A 20,997-nucleotide genomic window follows, 5' to 3' on the forward strand; every position below is an offset into this window, starting at 1 on the left:
GCACGCTGATTCCTTCGCGTATTGGGAGCGGCAGCCTGCCGCCTGCCGCTAGTTGAAAGCCTTCTTGTAGACTTCCTCGATCTCGGTAACCAGCGGGTAGCGCGGGTTGGCAGTGGTGCACTGGTCCTCGAAGGCGCGATAGCTGAGCTTCTCGAGCCCCGCCATGAAGACAGCCTCGTCCACGCCGCATTCCCGGATGGACATCGGACAATCAATCTCCTTCATCAGGGCGCGTACCGCGTCGGCCAAGGCCTTGACGCCCTCCTCGGTGGTGTTAAACTTGAGCCCGAGGTGCTTGGCGATCTTGGCATATTTCTTGTCGGCCACGAATTTGCCGTATTTCGGCCAGGTAGCGAATTTGGTGGGCTTGGAGCCGTTGTACTCGATCACATTGGGCAGCAGCACCGCGTTGGCCAGGCCGTGCGGGATGTGGTACTCGCCGCCGAGCTTGTGGGCCATCGAGTGGTTGAGCCCAAGGAACGCGTTGGTGAAGGCCATACCGGCGATGCAGGAGGCGTTGTGCATCTTCTCCCTGGCTTCCTCGTCGGTGTTGCCATTCTTATAAGCGCGCGGCAGGTACTCGAAGACCATCTCGATCGCCTGCATGGCAAGGCCGTCGGTGTAGTCCGAGGAAAGGATCGAAACATAAGCCTCGATCGCGTGGGTCAGCACGTCCAGGCCGGTGTAGCAGGTCGCGCTCTTGGGCAGGGACATGACGAACTGCGGGTCGATGATCGCGACATCCGGGGTGAGCTCGTAGTCGGCCAGCGGGTACTTGACGTTCCCGTTCTCCTTGTCGGTGATGACCGAGAAGGAGGTGACCTCACTGCCGGTACCCGAGGTGGTCGGGATACAGACCATCTTGGCCTTGTCGCCCAGGTGCGGGAAGTGATAGGTTCTCTTGCGGATGTCGAGGAACTTTAAGCGCAGGCCGTCGAAGTCGGTATCGGGATGCTCATAGAAGAGCCACATACCCTTGGCCGCGTCCATGGCCGAGCCGCCGCCCAGTGCAATGATCACATCCGGCTGGAAGGCGTTCATCGCCTGTACGCCCTTCATGATGGTGGCGACCGACGGATCGGGCTCGACCTCGGAGAAGATTTCAGCGTGGCAGTATTCGGAGCGCTTTCTGAGGTAATAGAGGATTTTATCGACGTTCCCGAGCTTGACCATCATCGGGTCGGTGACGATGAAGGCGCGGGAGATGTCGGGCATCTTCTCAAGATACTGGATGGAATCTTTCTCGAAGTAGATCTTCGGCGGAATCTTGAACCACTGCATATTGACTCTCCTCTTGGCGATGCGCTTTTTGTTGATCAGGTTGACGGAGGACACGTTGGAGGTGGTGGAGTTGTGTCCGAACGAACCGCAGCCGAGGGTCAGGGACGGGGTGTTGGTGTTGTAGATGTCGCCGATGGCGCCCTGGGAGGACGGAGAGTTGGCGATCACGCGCCCGACCTTCATCTCCTCGCCGTAGGCGTGGCAGAGCTCTTCGTCGTTGGAATGGATGACCGCGCTGTGCCCAAGGCCGCCGAATTCGAGCATCTTCTTGGCCTTCTCAAAGCCTTCCTTGGCATCCTTGACCACGAAATAGGCCAGAACCGGGGAGAGCTTCTCGCGGGAGAGCGGGTAATCCGGGCCCACGTCGTCCAGCTTGGCGAGCAGGATCTTGGTGCCTTCCGGAACCTTGACGCCCGCCTGCTCAGCGATCCACCAGGCCGGCTGGCCGACCACGACGGGGTTGACCGACTGCTTCTGGGCGTTGATGACGTAATCGGAAACCTTCTTGATCTCGTCGCCCTTGAGGAAATAGCAGCCGTAGTAGGTCATGATCTTCTCAAACTGCGGCGCGATCTCCTTGTCGACGATGGCCGCCTGCTCGGAGGCGCAGATCATGCCGTTGTCGAAGGTCTTGGAGAGGATCAGGTCGTTGCAGGCGCGCTCGACGTCCACATTCTTGTTGATGTAGCAGGGCACGTTGCCGGGGCCGACGCCGAGCGCCGGCTTGCCGCAGGAGTAGGCGCTCTTGACCATGCCGGAGCCGCCGGTGGCCAGAATCATCGAAACGCCGGGATGGTTCATCAAAGCGCTGGTCGCCTCGATCGAGGGGTACTCGATCCACTGGATGCACCCTTCCGGGGCGCCGTGGGCGATGGCCGCATCCCGCAGGATCTTGGCCGCCTCGACCGAGCATTTCTGCGCGGAGGGGTGGAAGCCGAAGATGATCGGGTTGCGGGTCTTAATGCAGATCAGGGATTTGAACATGGTGGTGGAGGTCGGGTTGGTAACCGGGGTGACGCCCGCGACCACGCCGACCGGCTCGGCTACCTCGACGTAGCCCTCCATCTCGTTCTCGTCCACGATCCCGACGGTCTTCTGATATTTAATGGAATGCCAGATGTATTCGGTGGCGAAGATGTTTTTGATGACCTTGTCCTCGAACACGCCGCGGCCGGTCTCGTCCACCGCCATCTTGGCCAGGTTCTGGTGGTTGTCCAGCCCCGCGAGCGCCATCGCATGGACGATCTCATCGATCTGCTCCTGCGTCATGTGCATGAACGCCTCGAGCGCCTTGTTCGCGTTTGCCACCAGCTTGTCAATCATCGGGCCGGTTTCAACGGGAGCCTGGTTTTTCTTTTCTGCCATTTCTCTTCGTTCCTTTCTCAATCAATCTTGGGTTTATCTTGCGGCCTAAAGGTTCGGAATTACAATGATTGTTAATTCTTTAACAACAATATATCATGCTCCAGCCTGCATGTCAAGTGTATTCGTTAAAAAATTATCAAGAAATTTGCACCTTTTTTACTGCCGGATCCTGCTGGTCTTAGTGTACCATATTTTTCGCTCAAAAACAGGGGGCATCCGCTGTTTTTTTGATCGTTTTCCCGGGCCCGTTTGTCCGGTGCCGCCCCGTATAGTACAACCCATATACTTATATATAAGTAATCAGAGAAAAGGGGAAATCGGATATGTACTCGGCCTTGATATTGCTCTCTCTTTGCAACCTTTTATATTTTGCCCTGCACGTCACCGGCAGCGGCTCCTTCCCCCGTACCCTCAGCGCCAAGGAGGAGCGGGAATACCTGCTACGCGCGCGGGAGGGGGACACCGAGGCGAAGAATCAGCTCATCGAGCACAACCTGCGCCTAGTGGCGCACATCATCAAAAAGTACTACTCCAACTTCAAAGACCAGGACGACCTGATCTCGATCGGCACGATCGGGCTGATCAAGGCGGTCTCCACCTTCGACTGCGAGAAGGGGACCAAATTCGCGACTTACGCGAGCCGGTGCATCGAAAATGAGATTTTGATGCACTTCCGCGGGCGGCGCAAGTTCGCGCAGGACGTCTTCATCAACGACCCGATCGACACCGACAAGGACGGCAACTCGCTGACCTTCCAGGACATCATGACCGACGACAGCAACATCTATGACGAGATCGACCTGCGGATTAAATCCGAACAGCTGCACACCTTCATCGCGCAAAACCTCGCCCCGCGGGAGCGGGAGATCATCTACCTGCGCTACGGATTGCGCGGCCAGAAGCCGCTGACCCAGCGGGAGGTGGCCGATAAGCTGGGAATTTCGCGCTCCTATGTATCGCGCATCGAGAAAAAGGCGATCGGCACCCTGAAAAAGCTGTTTGAAAGCAAGACGGCTATCTAGGGAAAGGGCGGGACCGGAAATCCGGCCCTGCCCTTCATTTACATTTATTTCCCGCCGGGCGCCTTGGTGCCCATCAGGTCATAGTAATTACTAAAATATTCCGGGCTCTCCTCCCGGCCGATCACCGGCGGCAGCAGCGCCGCGATCACCTGGGCGGGGAGCATCTGCTCGAAGGGGGTGAAGTCCTCGTCCTCCACGCTGAGCAGGCTGAGGTTGCGCCCCTCCCCCAGGTCCTCGCCGAGGGAGACGACAAAGTTGTGCTCGGTGCCGTTTTTCTGAAATTCAATGAGGCGCAGCATCCGGTCGTGCTGCTCCCCGCGGCTGAGCAGCATGAGGGTGTAGAGCTCCTCGTCCAGCAGGTCGTCCGGCCCGTGGAGGTATTCCTCAAACTCGTAGCCCATCGCCGGATAGCGCACCGTCTCCACCAGCTTGAGCGCGCTCTCGGCCGCGATGGCGCTGGCCACGCCCTTGCCGATGATGGTAATCTTCTTCATCTGCTTGAGCTCCTCGAGGTTGCGCTCGTACCACGCGCGGGTGCGCCGGACGTTTTCCGGCATGGCCCGCACCTCCCGCTCAATTTTGAGGATATAGTCGTTGTAGCGCTCGGGTGCGATTGTGCCGGCCGCCTGCCCCGCCTCGAGCGCCAGCACATAGAGCGAAAGCACCGTGGCGTAGTAGCCCATCGTCTTGGCGCCGTTGTCCTCCTCGCCGCAGGCGATCAGGCAGCTCGCACCGCACTTGTCGTTTAAGACGCAGGCCTCCTGCGCACTCAGCGCCACCCAGGGGTAATCGCAGAAGCGCTCGACCGCGGCGGTGGTGTTGGTTGAGGAGCCGCCCTGGGAAACGGCGATAAAGATCGGATTGGTCTTCCTGACGGTCTCTTCGCCGGGGGCGAGGGTGGGAGTAAAGATTGTCACCTCGGTATCGAGCACCTTCTCCATAAAGCGGCAGGCGCTGGCACAGGCGTTGTAGGAGGTGCCGCAGCCGCATAGATAGATCCGGTCGGGCCTTTTCTGCATAAAGAGGTCCACAAAGGCTTTTGCATGCTCTTTTCGGGTGTGCAGGATGTTTTCCATTGCCTTGGGCGACTGGCTGATGTAGCCGTACATTTTCATTCCCATGACGATTGCCCCTTTCCCTGATGTTGCTCCCATTCTAGCATGAATTCTCCCTCCGCACAAGGTGTGGCGAATTGAATTACCGCGCAATCTATGGTATACTGTTTCTGTTTATACAGGAGCTGTTAAAAGGAAGGAATTTACGAGGTATGGATATTCAAGAGCTGAACGTCTCCCCCGAGATACGAAGTGCCGTCGAGGCGATGGGCTTTGAGGAGCTGACCGAAATTCAGGAGAAGGCGATCCCCGTCCTGATGGAGGGGCACGACGTCATCGCCAAGGCGCCCACCGGCACCGGCAAGACCTGCGCCTTCGGCATCCCGCTGATTGAAAAACTCGATCCCCAGGCGCGCGGCCCGCAGGGACTGGTGCTCTGCCCCACCCGCGAGCTGTGCACCCAGATCAGCAACGACCTGCGCGCTCTCTCCAAGTTCCTGGAGGGGGTGCAAGTCGTCTCGGTCTACGGCGGCCAGCCCATTGGAAAGCAGATTAGCGCCCTCAAGCAGTCCCCCATGGTGGTGGTCGCCACCCCGGGCCGGCTGCTCGATCATCTCAGCCGGCGCACCGTGCAGCTTAACAATATCCGCATGGTGGTGCTCGACGAGGCGGACGAGATGCTCGACATGGGCTTCATGAAGGATGTGCGCAAAATCCTCGACCGGCTGCCCAAGGGCCGCCAGATGGCCATGTTCTCGGCCACCATCTCCCGCGAGGTGATGGACATCTCCTGGCTCTACCAGCGCGACGAGGTCGAGCTGACGGTAAAGCCCGTGGAGGCGAGCAAGCCCAAGATCAAGCAGTACTCCATCCAGAGCACCGGCAGCCAGAAGCTGCGGGACCTGGTGACCATCTTAAAGGCGCGCCCCTTCCTGCGGGCGATGATTTTCTGCAACACCAAGTACACCACCGCGCGCCTGTGCGAGCAGCTGGGCGGCTTCGGCTTTTCCTGCGACAGCCTGCACGGCGACAAGACCCAGCAGGACCGCAACAAGATCATGGCCGCCTTCCGGGACGGCGGCTTTCAGATCCTGGTGGCCACCGACGTGGCGGCGCGCGGGATCGACATCAGCGATGTGGACGTGGTGATCAGCTACGAGGTGCCGCTGGAAAACGAATACTACCTGCACCGCATCGGACGCACCGGTCGGGCCAAGCGGGAGGGCACCTCCTACGTCTTCTATTCCCTGGACGAAGCAAAGCATCTCAAGGAAATCATCAAGTACACCCGCTCCGAGGTGATCCCCCTGACCGTCACCGAGCAGGGCGAGCTGATCGAGGGCGGCCAGCCGGACGCGCAGGAAGTCTGACCCCGGCAATCAACAATATTGTAGAGGAGTCTTTTTATGAAAAATCCGATTGTGACCATTGAAATGGAGAGCGGCGGCAAGATCGTCGCCGAGCTCTATCCCGAGATCGCGCCCAACACCGTCAACAACTTCATCTCCCTGGTGCGCAAAGGCTTTTACGACGGCACCATCTTCCACCGGGTCATCCCCGGCTTCATGATCCAGGGCGGCGACCCCGAGGGCACCGGGATGGGCGGCCCCGGCTACTGTATAGCCGGCGAGTTCTCCCAAAACGGCTTCCAAAACGCTCTGGCCCACGAGAAGGGCGTCCTCTCGATGGCTAGGGCGATGAACCCGGACAGCGCGGGCAGCCAGTTCTTCATCATGGTGGCGCGCGCGCCCCATCTCGACGGGCAGTACGCCGCCTTCGGCAAGGTGACCGACGGGATCGAGGAGGCCGAACGGATCGTCTCGGTCAAGCGCAATCATTCCGACAGGCCGCTGGCCGAAGAGGTGATGAAAAAAGTCACCGTCGAAACCTTCGGCGAAGAGTATCCCGAGCCGCAGAAGGCGTAGGGCTTACAAATTATAAACATGCGAAAGGGGGACGCCTTCTATGAAGGCGTCCCCCGCTTTGTTTTTTGTTCTACGCCCCCAGATAGGCCTTCTTGATCTCGCTGTTGCCCATCAGCTCCTTGGCGTCGCCCTCCATGACCACCCGCCCGGTCTCCAGCACATAGGCGCGGTTGGCGATCGAAAGGGCCATCTTGGCGTTCTGCTCGACAAGCAGCACCGTCACCCCCGAGGCGTTGACCTCCCCGATGATGGCGAAAATTTCCTTGACCAGCAGGGGCGACAGGCCCATCGACGGCTCGTCCATCAGCAGGATCTTGGGCCTTGACATCAGCGCCCGGCCGATGGCGAGCATCTGCTGCTCGCCGCCGCTGAGGGTCCCCGCCACCTGGCGGTAGCGCTCCTTGAGGCGGGGGAAGCGGCCGTAGACGTCCTCGATGGACTGCTGCACCTCGGCGCGCTCGCGCCGGGTATAGGCGCCCATCTCCAGGTTCTCGGCCACCGTCATCTCGGCGAAGATGCGCCGCCCCTCCGGGACGTGCGCGAGCCCCAGCCCCACGATCTTGGGCGCTTGCATGGCCAGCAGGTTCTGCCCGTCCAGGGTGACCTCGCCGCTGGCGGCCTTCTTGAGCCCGGTGATGGTGGACAGGGTGGTGGTCTTCCCGGCACCGTTGGCGCCGATTAAAGAGACGATCTCCCCCTCGTTGACCTCCAGGCTCACGTCGTGGATGGCATGGATCGCCCCATAGGAGACGTTGAGATTTTTGACCTTTAACATATGCGCTCCTCCTATTCCCCGAGATAGGCCCCGATGACCTTGGGATTGTTGGCGACCTCGGCAGGCGTGCCGGTGGCGATGATCTGGCCGTAGTCGATGACGATGATCCGCTCGCAGATCTTCATCACCAGGCTCATGTCGTGCTCGATGAGGATGATCGAAATCCCGAAGCGCTCCCGGATGGTGGCGATGGCGTTCATCAGCTCCATCGTCTCGGTGGGGTTCATGCCGGCGGCCGGCTCGTCGAGCAGCAGCACCTTCGCGCCGGTCGCCAGGGCTCTGGCGATCTCCAGCTTGCGCTGCTGGCCGTAGGGCAGGTTCTTGGCGGTGTTCTGCGCGAGGTCCTCCATATTAAAGACCCGCAGCAGCTCGCGCGCCTTCCCGTCGATCCCGTCCTCCTCCTTCCAGAAGGAGGGCAGGCGCAGCATCCCGCCGAAGACCGAATATTTCATATGCTGGTTGAAGGCGACCTTGACGTTCTCGATCACCGTCATGTCCTTGAAGAGCCGGATGTTCTGGAAGGTGCGCGCGATCCCGGCCTTGACCATCTGATGGGGCTTCTTGCCGGCCATCGACTTGCCGTCGAGGTAGACCGAGCCCTCGGTGGGCTGGTAAACTCCGGTGAGGAGGTTGAAAATGGTGGTTTTGCCCGCGCCGTTCGGGCCGATCAGGCCGACGAGCTCGTGCTCGCCGATCTCGGCGTTAAAGTCGGTGACCGCCTTGAGCCCGCCGAAGGTGATGCCCAGATGGTCGGCCTTGAGTACCGCTTTGCTCATTGCGCGCCGCCTCCCTTCACGCCGCCTGCCGCGGCGGGCTTCTTCTTCCCGGTGAAACGGGCAACCGTCCCCGAGAGGGAAAATTCATACTTGCCCAGCAGCCCTGTTGGCCGAAAGAGCATGACGCAGATGAGCACGATCGAATAGGCGAGCATGCGGTAGTTTGAGAAGCTGCGCAGCGCCTCGGGCAGCACGGTGAGCACCGAGGCCGAGATCACCGAGCCGGTGATCGAGCCCATGCCGCCGAGCACCACCATGATGAGGATTTCGACCGAGCGGTTGAAGTCGTACTTGGCCGGGTCGATGACCCCGAGGTGATGGGCGTAGAGCCCGCCGGCAACCCCGGCGATGAAGGCCGCGAGCACGAAGGCCAGCAGCTTATAATAGGTGGTGTTGATCCCCGAGGCCTCGGCCGCAATCTCGTCCTCGCGGATGGCGATGACCGCTCTTCCGTGCCGCGAGCGGGCGAAGGCGAAGGAGATGAAGATGGCCGCCGCCGCGATGAAGAAGGCATAGGGCAGCATCCCGGCCGGGTTCTTGCGGTTGGCGATGGCCTGGATTCCGCTGAGGCCCATCGCCCCGCCGGTAATCTTCAGGTTGTTGGCCACCACCCGGATGATCTCCCCGAAGCCCAGGGTGATGATCGCCAGGTAATCCCCTCGCAGCCGCAGCGCCGGAACGCCGATGACCACCCCGAAGACGGCAGACATCAGCCCCGCGAGCACCAGCCCGATGGGGAAGGACACGCTGATCGGCAGGGCGCTGCTCTTGGTGAAGAGGGCGCAGGCGTAGGCGCCCACCAGCATGAAGCCCGCATGGCCGAGCACCAGCTGGCCGAGCACGCCGGTCACGAGATTCAGGCTGACCGCCAGGGTGACGTTGATACAGACCAGCGAAATCAGGTCAGCGTAATAGCGGTTGACCGTACCGCTCGAAACCAAAAAGTAGAGCGCCGCGAAGAGCAGCAGGACCAAGACCAGGTTGACGGCGTAGCTGGCCGCCGCCTTTTTATGACTGTTTTTCATACCGTCACACCTTCTCCTTCACATTTTTCCCAAGTAGGCCGGTGGGCTTTAAGAGCAGCACCACGATCAGGATGCCGAAGACCACCGCGTCGGTCAGGTTGGAGGAAATGTAGGATTTGGTCCAGCTCTCGGCCACGCCGAGTATGTACCCGCCGAGCATGGCGCCGGGGATCGAGCCGATCCCGCCGAGCACCGCCGCCACGAAGGCCTTGAGCCCCAGCAGGTTGCCCATCACCGGCTTTAACTGCGGATAGGTGTTGCAGTAGAGCACCGCGCCCACCGCCGCGAGCGCCGAGCCGACGGCGAAGGTGAAGGCGACGGTATGGTTGGTGTTGATCCCCATCAGCATGGCCGCGCCCGCGTCCTCGCTGGTGGCGCGCATGGCCTTGCCCATGCGGGACTTGTTGACCAGCAGGTGCAGCCCGATCATCATCAGCACCGAGACGACGATGTTGATGATGGTGGACGAGGCGATCTGCAGGCTCCCGATGGTGATGGGCGGGAAGGCGAACATCTGCGGCACGCTCTTGGCGTCCGAGCCGAAGATCAGCTGGAAGAGGTTTTGCAGGAAGATGCTTACCCCGATCGCGGTGATCAGCAGCGAGATGCGCGGCGCGCCGTGATTGAGGAGCCGCCGGTAGGCGATCCGCTCGATGAGCACCCCGGCCAGCGCGCAGAAGAGCACCGACCCGATGACCGCCATCCAGAGGGGCAGCCCCATGGTTACCATCATCAGCAATACGACATAGCCGCCCACCATGATAATGTCGCCGTGGGCGAAGTTGATCAGCTTGACGATGCCATACACCATGCTGTATCCCAGGGCGATGAGCGCGTAGATGCTGCCGAGCCCCAGCCCGTTGAGCGTTTGCGTCATGAATACGTTCATACTCGCACCTTCCATTTCCTAAGTTTCTCTCTGCAAAGAAAGGACAACCCCATTATAAACGATAAGTGCCCTATAATGCAACAACCGAAAAGAGGGGGCTGGCCCCCTCTTTTCGGCGTCGCGGACCGGCTATTGAAATTTAGGTCCTATTCGTTACATCTTGTAGTTTTCGACGAACTTGTAAGCCCCGTCGGCCACGGTGGTGATGATCGCCTCGCGCACCGGGTTGTTGCTCTCGTCGAAGGTGGTGGTACCGGTCAGGCCCGCGTAGTTGGTCTCGCCCAGGGCGGCGATGATCGCGTCCGGATCGGTGGAGCCGGCCTTGTTGATGGCCGCGGCCATGATCTGCATGGCGTCGTAGCCGAGCACCGCGAACATGTTCGCCTCGAGGCCGTAGGTCTCCTTATAGGTCGCAAGGAAGGACTGCAGGTTCTCGTCGGTGCTCTCGGCGGAATACTGGCTGCAGAAGTAAACGTCCTTGAGCGCGTCCACGTTGGAGGCGTCGATCTTCTCGAGCACGCCGTCCCAGCCGTCGGCGCCGAGCATTTTGCTCGTGAGTCCCAGGTTCTTGGCCTGCACCGCGATCAGCGCGACATCCTGGTAATAGACCGGGATCATCAGCACGTCGGGATTCTTCTCCTTGATGGTGGTCAGCTGGGAGTTGAAGTCCGGGGTGCCGGTCTGGTAGCCTTCCTTGGCCACGATCTCGAGGCCGTTTTCCTTCGCATAGGCCTCGAAGGCGTCGGCGATGCCGGTGGAATAGGGGTCGCCGTTGTCAAAGAGGATGGCTGCGGTCTTGGCGCCGAGCTTGTTGATGGCGTAGCTGGCCATCAGCTGCCCCTGGAAGGGGTCGATGAAGCAGGCGCGGAAGACGTTCGGACGGCCCTGGGTGATCCCTTCGGCGGTGCCGGAGGCGGTGATCATCGGCAGGTTGTCGTCCAGCGCGCGCTGGGCGACCGCCTCGGTGGGCTTGCTGGTGACGTCGCCGACCAGCGCAACCACGCCGTCGTCGTTGACCAGCTTGTTGTAGGCGTTGACCGCCTCGTTGGCGTCGCCCTTCTCGTCGTAGCAGATGTACTCGACCTGCTTGCCGAGCACGCCGCCCGCGGCGTTGATGTCCGCGACAGCCAGCTTGACCGCGTTGTCCACCGCGGTGCCGTACTGGGACACGTCGCCGGTCAGGGGCGCAAGGCCGCCGATCTTGATGGTCTCGCCGTCCGCGGTGGGCGCGGCGTCATCCTCCTCGGGGGGTTCCTCGGGCGCCGCGGCGTCCTCGGACGAGGCGGGCTCCCCACCCGGGGCGCTGCTCTCGGTCGAAGAGCTGGAGGAGCAGGCGCTCATCGAAACGAGCATGGCCGCCGCCAGCAAAGTAGCTAACATTCTTTTCATGAATTCGTACCTCCTGTTTGTAGCTTTTACTCTGGATCAATTCCTGTTTGAAAGCATACCGTCATATTCTGGGGCCGCTTTAACACAGTACAGCCCTGAATATACCCTTCATTATAGTGCAATTTTCACAAGAACGCAATGTGATTTTTGACAGAAGATAGGGACAAATTTTGAACGGTTTTTAGACATTCACATAAATTTTACAAATTCTCCCCTAGCTTTTCCCTTTTTCGGCCGCCAGAATCCGGCAGCCGTGCTTTTTAGGGGCAGATGTGGTATCATAGAAACAAAGTCAAAAAGGAGTGATTGTCCATGCCGACCCCTCACAACAGCGCCGAAAACGGAATGATCGCCAAAACGGTCCTGATGCCCGGCGACCCGCTGCGCGCGAAGTACATCGCCGAAACCTACCTGGAAAACCCGGTGCTCTTCAGCTCGGTGCGCGGGATGCTCGGCTACACCGGCTCCTACCGCGGGCGCACCCTGTCGGTGATGGGCTCGGGGATGGGGATGCCGAGCATCGGGATCTATTCCTACGAGCTCTACAGCCAGTATGGGGTGGAGAACATCATCCGCATCGGAAGCGCCGGCTCCTACTGCGAGGAAGCCAGGATTTACGACGTGGTCCTCGCCACCGCCGCCTTCAGCGAGTCCTCCTTCGCCCGGGTGCAAAGCGGCTATCAGGAGCCCTTCACCTACCCCGACAAGGGGCTCTGCGAGCGGCTGCGCCAGAGCGCCGGGCATCTCGGGATTCCCCTGATCGAGGGCGTGGTGCATTCGAGCGACGTCTTCTACCGGGAGGACAGGACCCCCTATTATCAGCGCCTGCACGACGAGCAGGGATGCCTCTGCGTCGAGATGGAGTCCTTCGCCCTCTTCCACAACGCTTCGGTGCTCCACAAAAACGCCGCCTGTCTTTTGACCATCTCGGACTCCTTCGTCTCCCACGAGGAGACCAGCGCCGAGGAGCGGCAGACCTCGTTCACCGCGATGATGCAGGTCGCCCTCGAAGCCGTGGAGGAAAACTGATGGACCCGCGCGAATTGATCCTCTCGGCCATCGCGGCCCGGGAACATTCCTACTGCCCCTATTCCGGCTTTGCGGTGGGGGCTGCCCTGCTGGGCGAAAGCGGGAAAATCTACGGCGGCTGCAACATCGAAAGCTGCAGCTACTCGCCCACCAACTGCGCCGAACGCACCGCCCTGTATAAAGCCGTGAGCGAGGGGGAGCGCCGCTTTCTGGCGCTGGCGGTGGTGGGCGGCAAGCAGCGCGGCGCGCTGCAGGAGACCGCGCCCTGCGGGGTCTGCCGGCAGATGCTCTATGAATTCTGCCCGCCCGGCATGCCGGTCTTTCTCGCCGTCAGCGAAACGGACTATACGAAAACGACCCTCGGGGAACTGCTTCCCCGAGGGTTCGCCCCCGACATGCTCGATTAACCGATGTCGATCCCCAAAAACTGCTTGACCAGGATACCGATCACGAACGAAATGGCCGCGACCGAGAGGCTGATCAGCGCCATCTCGCCGAAGCGGCGCAGGAAGGGCTGCCCTTTGGCCACCGAGATATAGTAGTTGAAGAACAGGATGATCAGGATCACCGCGGCGAGCATGGTGATCAGCGCCGGGACATAGAGGCTCACCGGGAAGAGCAGGTAGGGCAGCACCAGGATGGCCACCGTGATCAGGTAGGCGACCCCGGTGTAAAGGCTGGATTTCAGGGCGTTCGGGTTGCCGTCGCTGCGCTCGGCCAGGTAGTTGGAGGCCGCCATCGACAGGGTGGCCGACACGCCGGTGATGATCCCGGACAGGGCGACCAGGCGGGTATTCATCATGGCGAAGGTCATGCCCGCGATGGTGCCGGTCAGCTCCACAAGGGCATCGTTGAGCCCGAGGACCATCGCCCCCACATATTGCAGCCGCTCCTCGTCGAGCATATTGATGAGCTCCTTCTCGTGCGCGTGCTCCTCGAGCGCCATGCGCGCCGCCTCGGGCACCTCGCGGCTCAGCCGGTCGTATTCGGCGCCGCTGAGCTCCTCGTCCTTCTGGATGAGCTTGAGCACAAAGGTAAAGCCCATGATGACGCTCACCAGGTTGTACCAGAAAAGTTTGAGCGCACTGTGCCGGACCGTCTTTTTGGTATAGCGCTGCCAGACCGCCGCGTGCTCGGTCTCCTCGGCGCTCATCCGCTCGAGGATGGCCTTGTTTTTGGGGTCCTTCTCCCGCTTTGCCATCGCGCGGTAGATGAGGCTGCCGGTCACCTCGTCGCGCTGGGCACGCTCGAGCTGCGAAAGGGTTGCCGCTGATAGGTTCTCCATTGTAATTCCTCCTCTTTGCCGATAACTGTTTTTATTATAGCACATTCCCCTGGCAATTGGCCATGATAGACGCCCATACGGAAAGGATGATGAAAGTGATCCGAAAAGCCGAGGCACGCGACCTTGCTGCCGTCTTGGAGCTGGCGGCGCTGCTCTGGCCCGGGCACTCCGGAGAGGAGCTGGCCGAAGAGTTCGGGGAGCTGATCTCAGACCCGAAAGCAGCCGTCTTCCTCGCCTTCCAGGCGGGGCAGGCCGTGGGCTTTGCCCAGTGCCAGCTGCGGCAGGACTATGTCGAGGGGACCGACAGCAGCCCGGTGGGCTACCTCGAGGGCATTTACGTGCGCGAGGCGCACCGCGGCCGGGGGCTGGCGCGCGAGCTGGTGAGGCATTGCGAGGACTTCGCGCGCGCCCGGGGCTGCCGCCAGTTCGCCAGCGACTGCACGCTGTCCAATACGCAGAGTCTGCGCTTTCATCTGGCGACCGGCTTTCGCGAGGCGGGCCGGATCATCTGTTTTGTCAAGGAGCTGTGAAGCCGAACGGCAGCACAAAAAATGAGGCCGCCCGATGGGCGGCCTCATTCTATTTACAATCTTATTGATTGTTCATCTTGGCGAAGCACTCGCTGCAGTAGACCGGACGGTCCTCACGGGGCTTGAAGGGAACCTTCGCCTCGCCGCCGCAGCCGGCGCAGGTGGCGGTGAACATCTCTCTCTCACGCTTGCTGTTCTTGCGGGCATCGCGGCAGGCTTTGCAGCGCTGGGGCTCGTTCTCGAAGCCTCTCTCCGCATAGAACTCCTGCTCCCCGGCGGTGAACACGAACTCGGAGCCACACTCTTTGCATACTAAGGTCTTGTCTTCGTACATTTTCTTTACCTCACTTAGATCGATTGGATTTGCCACTCCTAGTCCGTATTGCCATTGTGGAACAATTGCTCTGCGTCAGGTAGGGCACTTACTATCAGAAGCCTTTCGGCCGCTAACTGAATTGGGTCAGGCGCGGTCTAACGGAACTGGGTCCATACCGCCCTTAGCTTTCGTCTCACTCGTTGCAACGCATTGTCTACCGATTTTTGCGGGATCCCGAAATGCGCCGCAATTTGCGCGTAGGAGCAGCCGCGAAGATAGAGCCTTAATGCTTCGTTCTCAAATGCTGACAAAAGGGATGTGATCTCTCTTCCCCGGTGGCGCATCTCCTCGTTTTCGATGAGCACCTCCTCGGGAAGAGGGGCGCTTTGGGCCGTTAGGCCCTCCTGCTCATCCAACGGCAGGCTGCCGACGTTCGCACGGCGCTTGCTGGCGTTCATCGCGCCCAGGGCGGAGAGCATTTTCGAGACGATACACCGTTTGGAGTAGAGATGAAAGGGTACCTGTTTTTGCGGGTCGAACCGGCGGGTCGCCTCGATGAGCCCGAGCATACCCTCCTGCGCCAGGTCCTCCGGCTCGATGGCCGGACCGGCGTATCGTCCCGCCAGGGAGCGGCAGACCGGAATATACCGGCTGCACAGGCAGCCGAACGCTTGCTCGTCCCCGCCGTGGATCAGGCGGACCAATTCTTCATCGGAATATGAGACATACTCCGCAAACTCGGAACTACCGTTCATGCCAACCCTCAAACTACCCGTTGATACCCTCATATCATATAGTAAAAATGTTCCGTTGTCAATCATTTTCCAAAACTTTGTCCCCTAAATATCGCCGAAAACATGCGGTTTGCCCGCCAAAGGAAACCGGGCCACTATATCTGGTGGCCCGGATACGTTTTTATGCCTTTTTACCACAAGGGAAATCCCGTCAGCGGGTGACATCCCGCAGCCATTTGTCGCCGCTGAGCCTCCACAAGGCAATCCCGCACTTGAAAATTTCATCGCATTTGAGCGCCAGGAAGACGATCCAGGCGGGCAGGTGGAAGACCAGCCCCAGCAGCGAGCCGATGGGCGCGGACAGGGTCCACAGGAAGATGACGTCCGCCACCATGACGAACTTCCCGTCCCCGCCGCCGCGCAGGATCCCCATCATGCTGGTGGATGCGAAGGACTGGAAGAAGACGATGATCGCCATCGAGAACATGATCTGCATGGCGATTTCTTTGGTCTCGTCGCTGACGCTGTAGAGCGAGACCACGAAGGGCCGTGCCAGGATGGTGACGGCACAGGCGCAGGCGCCCAGCACGACGCTCAGCGCCATGAACTTGTGCGCGCGCTGGCGGGTCAGCTCGAGGTCGCCCATCCCGGCGGTGTTCCCGGTGATAACCGCCGCCGAGGAGCTCACGCCGAAGATGACCACCGTCACCAGGTTGTTGAGCACGGTGGAAATGCTGTTGGCCGCGACGTATATCGTGCCCATCCGGCCCACGATGACCGCGATGAGAGACGCGCCGCAGCTCCAGAGGATCTCGTTGCACATCACCGGCATAACGTAGCTTTTAAAGTCGGGCAGCAGGCTCTTATCAAAGCTGAGCAGCTCGCGCGGCTTGAGCCTCAACTTCTTTTCAAACCCGAAGAGGTACACCACGGCGACCACCATCTCGCAGAAGCGGGCGATCGAGGTCGCGATCGCGGCGCCGGCCACACCCAGGCGCGGGGCGCCGAGGTTGCCGAAGATGAAGACCCAGTTGAAGAAGACGTTGACCACCAGCGAGGTGGTGTAGACCACGATCGAGATGCGCACCGTCTGCAGCGCGCGCAGCATCATGGTCGTGGGACAGGCAATGGCGTAGAAGAAGAAGGAAACGCCGACGATCCGCAGATATTTGCTTCCCTCCAGGATGACCGCCGGGTCCTCGGTAAAGATCGAAAGCAGGAACTCCGGCGCAAACCACGCCATACAGGCAAAGATCAGCGCGAGGAAGAAGTCGATCTTATAGGTGATCGCAAAAATCCTTTTGATGGTCTTGGTATCGCCCTTGCCCCAGTACTGGGCGATCAGGATGTTCGCCCCGTTGGCCAGGCCGAAGTTGGTGATCATGAAGATGAAGAACACCTGGTTCCCCAGTGCCGAAGCGGAGATGGCCACCTCCCCCAGCCTTCCGAGCATCAGGGTGTCCATCATTCCCACCAGGAAGGTGATCAGGTTCTGTAGTGCCAGCGGCAGTGCGATTTTGAGAATCAGTTTGAAAAATTCCTTGTCCTTTCCTTTCGCCATATACGCCTCCCCTTTCTTACCTTATTATATAAGCCCGCCTTAACGGGATTTTAACAGTACGGATTCCATTGTATCCGCTGCCACGGGGGAAAGTCAAGGGGGGAAAATAAATTTTCTTTAGCGTTTTAATGGGAGAAATCAAAAAGCAACAAAAAAAGACCTATAGCAATCCCAGCTACCGGTCCTCTGTGCGCAAAAATCCATGGTTATTTTCTGGTTGGGGGTTGTTTCTCCGTCCCTTTACTCCAATTATATCCTGTTTTTCCGCTTTCTGCAAGCAAAACCGGCCAAAAAACCGCGCCACCCCCGGAAGCCGTGACCCCCAGTTGGGATTACTAACGGTCTTTTGTACGCATGATCCCGAGGAGGATAAGGCAGATGAAAAAACTTCGCACCGCGCTCTCCGCACTGATCCTGTTGGCCTGTGCGCTCGCGTTGAGCGCCAACGCGCAGGGAGCCGCCTTTGAACGCAATCCAAACGGCGCCGGCTGGGGGATCAGCGTGCCCTTCACCCCAGACAGCCGGGCGAAGGACTACACCTTCGAGCTCTATCTCGGCTCCTCGGCCGCCGACGCGCTGCCCGAAAACCTGCTGGACAGGAGGGAGGGCGTCACCGCCTCTCCGGTGTTCCTGGAGGCCTACGGCTTCGATCCCTCGATTCCCGGGGCCGTCCTCTGGCTACGGGTGAGCGCCAGCGTGGACCCCCGGCGTCAGGGGCTGGATACCCCCGGCATGCGGGAGCAGAAAATCACCCTTTCGGGCGGCTGCGGCTGCACCGGGCTGTCCTCCTATGAGCAGCCCTTCTACTACGGCGACGGCACCGAAAAGAACCCCTTTTTGGTGAGCACGCCACAGCAGCTCCAGCACCTGAACAATGGCCGGCACCTACAGAAAGGGCAGTATTTTCTGCAGACCTGCGACATCGACCTTCGTGGTTACGACAGCGACGGGGACCCCGCCAACGGCAACTGGAGGCCGATCGGCTACACCGTCTATCCCTACGACTCCGGTTATTTCACCGGGCACTACGACGGGAACGGCCATCTGGTGCAAAACATGTCCTTTCATCTGACCCTGGAAGAGAACACCGCCGGGTTGTTTGGGGCCATTCAAAACAGCACCGTCAAAAATCTCGGGGTGGCCAGCGGGGAGACCCTTTCCGCCAGCGACATCGGCGGACTGGTGGGTGCGGCGACCAACTCCAAAATTTCCTGTTGTTATACCGATGTGGAAATTTCAGGAAGCATTACCGCACCCATCTGCGGTTCGATGGCAGGCTCGCTCTTTTCTTCCACTATGGAAAACTGCTACAGCCTGGGCGAAATATCGCTTTCCCAGTATGCAGGCGGGCTGGTGGGAGTGCTCTGGGACGGGCCGAACACCGTGCGCTGCTGCTACTCCCTCTCCGCTCTCCAGGGGGCCACCGCGGCCGGCGGGATCGCCGGGCTCCAGCGGGGAAGCTACACCATGGACGGCTGCTACTGGCTGGCTGGGCCCCTTTACGCAGAGGGGTCGGGTGGCGTGACCCCAAGCGGGAACTACCGCCTCGCTTCCCTCTCCGACTTTGAGAGCGGCGAGCCGTTTCCCGGCTGGGACACCGGCGTTTGGCAGTTCGAGGCGGGCAAGGCCCCGCAGCTGCGCGTCTTCCTGCGCTGAGCTTGCATACACGCCCCAAACCCCGTATAATAGGTGCAGAACCAATTTATGATGATAAGGAGCGTTCGCCATGGCGCAACTGAGCTGTACCTTCTTTTCCGAGGTCCTGGGGACAGAGACCAACCTCTGTATCGTCCTGCCCGACCCCAAAAACTTCCCCGGCGTCTCTTCGCCGAAGTTTCAGACCCTGACCCTACTGCACGGCTTCTCAGACAACCAGTCCGACTGGCTGCGCAAATCTTCTGCCGAGCGCTATGCCTGCGACCGGTGCCTGGCGCTGGTGCTCCCCTTCGCGGACAAGAGCTTCTACACCGACATGGCCTATGGGGACCGCTGGTGGACCTATATCAGCGAGGAGCTGCCGGCGGTGGCGCGCGCCTATTTCCCCCTGTCCGCGCGGCGGGAGGACAATTTCGTCGCCGGGAATTCAATGGGCGGCTACGGCGCCTTCAAGCTGGCGCTGCGCCATCCCGAGCGGTATGCGGCGGCGGTCAGCTTCTCGGGGGCGCTGGACATGGCCACGGTCGCCCACTTCGGCGCGGAGCAGATGGAGGGGATGGCCCCGCCCTTTTCGCTGGTGTTCGGGGACCTCGATTCGGTCGGGGGGAGTGAAAACGACCTGCTGCATCTGCTGCGCGCGAATGCCGCGGCAAAAAACAACCTGCCCGCCTTGCAGATGTACTGCGGGCGGCAGGATTTCCTGCTGGAGGCCAACCACCGTTTCAAGGCCCTGGCCGACGGGCTTGGGGTGCCCTGCGGCTACGTCGAGGAGGAGGGCGACCACGACTGGCCCTATTGGGACCGCTGGCTGCGCCAGGCGCTCGACTGGCTGCCGCTGCGGGGCGCGCCCGTCGAGGGGTGACAACAACGCTGGCGTCTCCACGCCTTTCCGGCTGTGACAAAGCAGGCCGCACCCGATGGGTGCGGCCTGCTTCTTGTATTTATTTACCGGCCTTGCTTACTTGCCGAACTTGGTGACAAACTCTTTCTGGACATCCTGCATGGTGGTGGTGACGTCCGCGTTCTCGAGCAGGACCTTGGCGACGGCATTCTTGTTGGTCTCATACGCCTCGGCAAAGTTCTCGGTGTAGTTGACCTGCGGGATGCGCCCGCCGATGTCCTTGAACATGCCCAGCACGTTCTGGCCGCCGAAATAATCGTCGGTCGCGTTGAAGTCGTCCAGCTCGAACGCCGGGACGTAGGACGGGTAGAGCGCAACCTCCAGGCCCTTGCTGACGTTCTCAAGATCGGTCAGGGTGTACTCGGCAAAGGCGATGGCCGCCTCGACATTCTGGGTGGAAGCCGGGATCGCCAGGACCGAGCCGCCGTTGCTGGCTTCGCCGGTGGTGGATTCGCTGTACTGCGGCATATCCATCACGCCCCACTTACCGCTGTCTTCCGGCGAGAGGTCCTTGATGGTACCGGCCATCCAGATGCCGTCCGGCACGGAGGCAACCTTGCCCTCCTTGATAGAGGTCACATAGTCGTCCCAGCTGGTGTCGTTGACGGTGATGCCCGCATCGTAAATCTTCTTGGTCATCTCCATCGCGCCGATCGACTCGGGGGTATCCATGCAGGAGTTGCCCGCGTCGTCAAAGTAGAACTTGTTCTGCTGCATGAGCATGATGCGGTAGATGTGGTCGCGCCTGGAGGTGGCCAGCGGAACCATCGCGACGCCCTCGTTGGCGGCGGTGATCTTCTTGCCCGCCTCGATGAACTGATCCCAGGTCTTGATCTCCTCGGGGTTCACGCCGGCGTTCTCATAGAAGTCCCGGCGGTAGAACATCATGCAGGGGGCCGCGTCCCACGGATAGGCCACGATCTTGCCGCGGCTGTCGGTCGCCTCGGCCAGCTTGATGGGCAGCCAATCGTCCTTGTTGATCCTCTCGGTCAGGTCGACGAAGCTGTCGGGGAACTTGTTGGCGAACTTGGGCATCTGCTCGCCCTCGATGGTCACCAGGTCCGGCAGGCCGGAGCCGGAAGCCAGAGAGGTGGTCAGCTTGTTGTAGACCTGGTCGGTCCCCATCTCCTCGCACTGGATGTTGAGATCGGGGTTCTGCTCCATGAAGGTCTCGCTCACTTCGCTTAAGAAGTTGAGCGCAACGTCCCAGCTCCAGATGAGCAGGTCGCCCGACAGGGCGCCGGTTGCCTCAGCCCCGCCCTCTTCGGCCGGCGCCGAGCTCTCCCCGGCGGGAGCCTGCGACTCGGGAGCCGAGCTCTCGGCGGACTTTCCGCCTGAGCATGCCGCCATGGACAGGGCCATGGCGCCGGCGAGCATGGAAGCCAATATGCGCTTTTTCATGTGTTTTCCTCCTTTAATTGTATATCCGTTATACTGGAAAGCCGCGCCCGGGTTTTCCCGGGAAACGGGTCCAATCCGTACC

Annotated in this window: 20 protein-coding genes; 8 read left to right on the top strand and 12 right to left on the bottom strand. The window is 60.5% G+C overall.

Features of this window, described 5'->3' with window-relative positions; all coding sequences use genetic code 11:
* Positions 1–48: 48 nt before the first annotated feature.
* Positions 49–2,646 carry a bifunctional acetaldehyde-CoA/alcohol dehydrogenase gene (adhE, locus tag B5477_RS13795; RefSeq protein WP_079700216.1) on the bottom strand — a complete coding sequence of 866 codons (2,598 nt, stop codon included), beginning with the start codon at positions 2,644–2,646 and terminating at the stop codon, positions 49–51.
* Between the two features lie 323 nt (positions 2,647–2,969).
* Here adhE and sigK point away from each other — a divergent pair, with 323 nt between their 5' ends.
* Complete coding sequence (gene sigK / locus B5477_RS13800; RefSeq protein ID WP_079700217.1) at positions 2,970–3,668, top strand: RNA polymerase sporulation sigma factor SigK; 699 nt, start codon at positions 2,970–2,972, stop codon at positions 3,666–3,668.
* 44 nt (positions 3,669–3,712) lie between these two features.
* Here the strand turns inward: sigK and B5477_RS13805 are convergent, their stop codons facing one another.
* Complete coding sequence (locus tag B5477_RS13805; RefSeq protein WP_159449062.1) at positions 3,713–4,789, bottom strand: SIS domain-containing protein; 1,077 nt, start codon at positions 4,787–4,789, stop codon at positions 3,713–3,715.
* Between the two features lie 146 nt (positions 4,790–4,935).
* Between B5477_RS13805 and B5477_RS13810 the strand changes: the two genes are divergently transcribed.
* Positions 4,936–6,093: a DEAD/DEAH box helicase gene (locus B5477_RS13810; RefSeq protein ID WP_079700219.1), complete on the top strand. Its 1,158-nt coding sequence runs from the start codon at positions 4,936–4,938 to the stop codon at positions 6,091–6,093.
* Positions 6,094–6,129: 36 nt separating this feature from the next.
* A complete protein-coding gene (locus B5477_RS13815; RefSeq protein WP_079700220.1) occupies positions 6,130–6,648 on the top strand; it encodes a peptidylprolyl isomerase in 519 nt (172 codons plus the stop codon).
* 70 nt (positions 6,649–6,718) lie between these two features.
* Here the strand turns inward: B5477_RS13815 and B5477_RS13820 are convergent, their stop codons facing one another.
* From B5477_RS13820 to B5477_RS13840, 5 genes are all read right to left on the bottom strand, one after another.
* The gene (locus B5477_RS13820; RefSeq protein ID WP_079700221.1) at positions 6,719–7,423 is read right to left on the bottom strand and encodes an ABC transporter ATP-binding protein; all 705 of its coding nucleotides are present in this window, start codon (positions 7,421–7,423) and stop codon (positions 6,719–6,721) included.
* 11 nt (positions 7,424–7,434) lie between these two features.
* The gene (locus B5477_RS13825) at positions 7,435–8,199 is read right to left on the bottom strand and encodes an ABC transporter ATP-binding protein (protein ID WP_079700222.1); all 765 of its coding nucleotides are present in this window, start codon (positions 8,197–8,199) and stop codon (positions 7,435–7,437) included.
* Complete coding sequence (locus B5477_RS13830; protein WP_079700223.1) at positions 8,196–9,224, bottom strand: branched-chain amino acid ABC transporter permease; 1,029 nt, start codon at positions 9,222–9,224, stop codon at positions 8,196–8,198. Before B5477_RS13830 ends, B5477_RS13825 begins: the two co-directional genes overlap by 4 nt.
* A gap of 4 nt (positions 9,225–9,228) precedes the next feature.
* Complete coding sequence (locus B5477_RS13835) at positions 9,229–10,113, bottom strand: branched-chain amino acid ABC transporter permease (protein WP_117508013.1); 885 nt, start codon at positions 10,111–10,113, stop codon at positions 9,229–9,231.
* A 153-nt stretch (positions 10,114–10,266) separates the two neighbouring features.
* The gene (locus B5477_RS13840; protein ID WP_242942208.1) at positions 10,267–11,502 is read right to left on the bottom strand and encodes an ABC transporter substrate-binding protein; all 1,236 of its coding nucleotides are present in this window, start codon (positions 11,500–11,502) and stop codon (positions 10,267–10,269) included.
* A 312-nt stretch (positions 11,503–11,814) separates the two neighbouring features.
* Between B5477_RS13840 and deoD the strand changes: the two genes are divergently transcribed.
* Together deoD and B5477_RS13850 are read left to right on the top strand one after the other, a co-directional pair.
* Positions 11,815–12,531: a purine-nucleoside phosphorylase gene (deoD, locus tag B5477_RS13845; protein ID WP_079700225.1), complete on the top strand. Its 717-nt coding sequence runs from the start codon at positions 11,815–11,817 to the stop codon at positions 12,529–12,531.
* Complete coding sequence (locus tag B5477_RS13850; RefSeq protein ID WP_079700226.1) at positions 12,531–12,938, top strand: cytidine deaminase; 408 nt, start codon at positions 12,531–12,533, stop codon at positions 12,936–12,938. The genes deoD and B5477_RS13850 overlap by 1 nt, the downstream gene beginning before the upstream one ends.
* Here B5477_RS13850 and B5477_RS13855 read toward each other — a convergent pair.
* A complete protein-coding gene (locus B5477_RS13855) occupies positions 12,935–13,816 on the bottom strand; it encodes a VIT1/CCC1 transporter family protein (RefSeq protein WP_079700227.1) in 882 nt (293 codons plus the stop codon). The two genes, B5477_RS13850 and B5477_RS13855, sit on opposite strands and share 4 nt — an antisense overlap.
* 89 nt (positions 13,817–13,905) lie before the next feature.
* Between B5477_RS13855 and aac(6') the strand changes: the two genes are divergently transcribed.
* A complete protein-coding gene (aac(6'), locus tag B5477_RS13860; protein ID WP_200806049.1) occupies positions 13,906–14,346 on the top strand; it encodes an aminoglycoside 6'-N-acetyltransferase in 441 nt (146 codons plus the stop codon).
* Positions 14,347–14,407: 61 nt separating this feature from the next.
* Here the strand turns inward: aac(6') and B5477_RS13865 are convergent, their stop codons facing one another.
* The 3 genes from B5477_RS13865 to B5477_RS13875 form a co-directional block, all read right to left on the bottom strand.
* A complete protein-coding gene (locus tag B5477_RS13865; protein WP_079700228.1) occupies positions 14,408–14,680 on the bottom strand; it encodes a zinc-ribbon domain containing protein in 273 nt (90 codons plus the stop codon).
* Between the two features lie 137 nt (positions 14,681–14,817).
* On the bottom strand, positions 14,818–15,417 hold the full coding sequence (locus B5477_RS13870) for a sigma-70 family RNA polymerase sigma factor (RefSeq protein ID WP_159449063.1): 600 nt from the start codon (positions 15,415–15,417) through the stop codon (positions 14,818–14,820).
* Positions 15,418–15,607: 190 nt separating this feature from the next.
* Positions 15,608–16,957, bottom strand: a complete 1,350-nt coding sequence (locus B5477_RS13875; RefSeq protein WP_079700230.1) for an MATE family efflux transporter — start codon at positions 16,955–16,957, stop codon at positions 15,608–15,610.
* Positions 16,958–17,335: 378 nt separating this feature from the next.
* Here B5477_RS13875 and B5477_RS13880 point away from each other — a divergent pair, with 378 nt between their 5' ends.
* Both B5477_RS13880 and B5477_RS13885 read left to right on the top strand, forming a co-directional pair.
* Positions 17,336–18,613, top strand: a complete 1,278-nt coding sequence (locus tag B5477_RS13880; protein ID WP_079700231.1) for a hypothetical protein — start codon at positions 17,336–17,338, stop codon at positions 18,611–18,613.
* Between the two features lie 70 nt (positions 18,614–18,683).
* Positions 18,684–19,475: an alpha/beta hydrolase gene (locus B5477_RS13885; RefSeq protein ID WP_079700232.1), complete on the top strand. Its 792-nt coding sequence runs from the start codon at positions 18,684–18,686 to the stop codon at positions 19,473–19,475.
* Positions 19,476–19,571: 96 nt separating this feature from the next.
* Here B5477_RS13885 and B5477_RS13890 read toward each other — a convergent pair whose 3' ends face one another.
* Positions 19,572–20,915, bottom strand: a complete 1,344-nt coding sequence (locus B5477_RS13890; protein WP_079700233.1) for an ABC transporter substrate-binding protein — start codon at positions 20,913–20,915, stop codon at positions 19,572–19,574.
* Positions 20,916–20,997: the final 82 nt, after the last annotated feature.

The sequence above is a fragment of the Provencibacterium massiliense genome, assembly GCF_900169495.1.
In the GTDB taxonomy this organism is placed as follows: Bacteria; Bacillota; Clostridia; order Oscillospirales; family Ruminococcaceae; genus Harryflintia; species Harryflintia acetispora.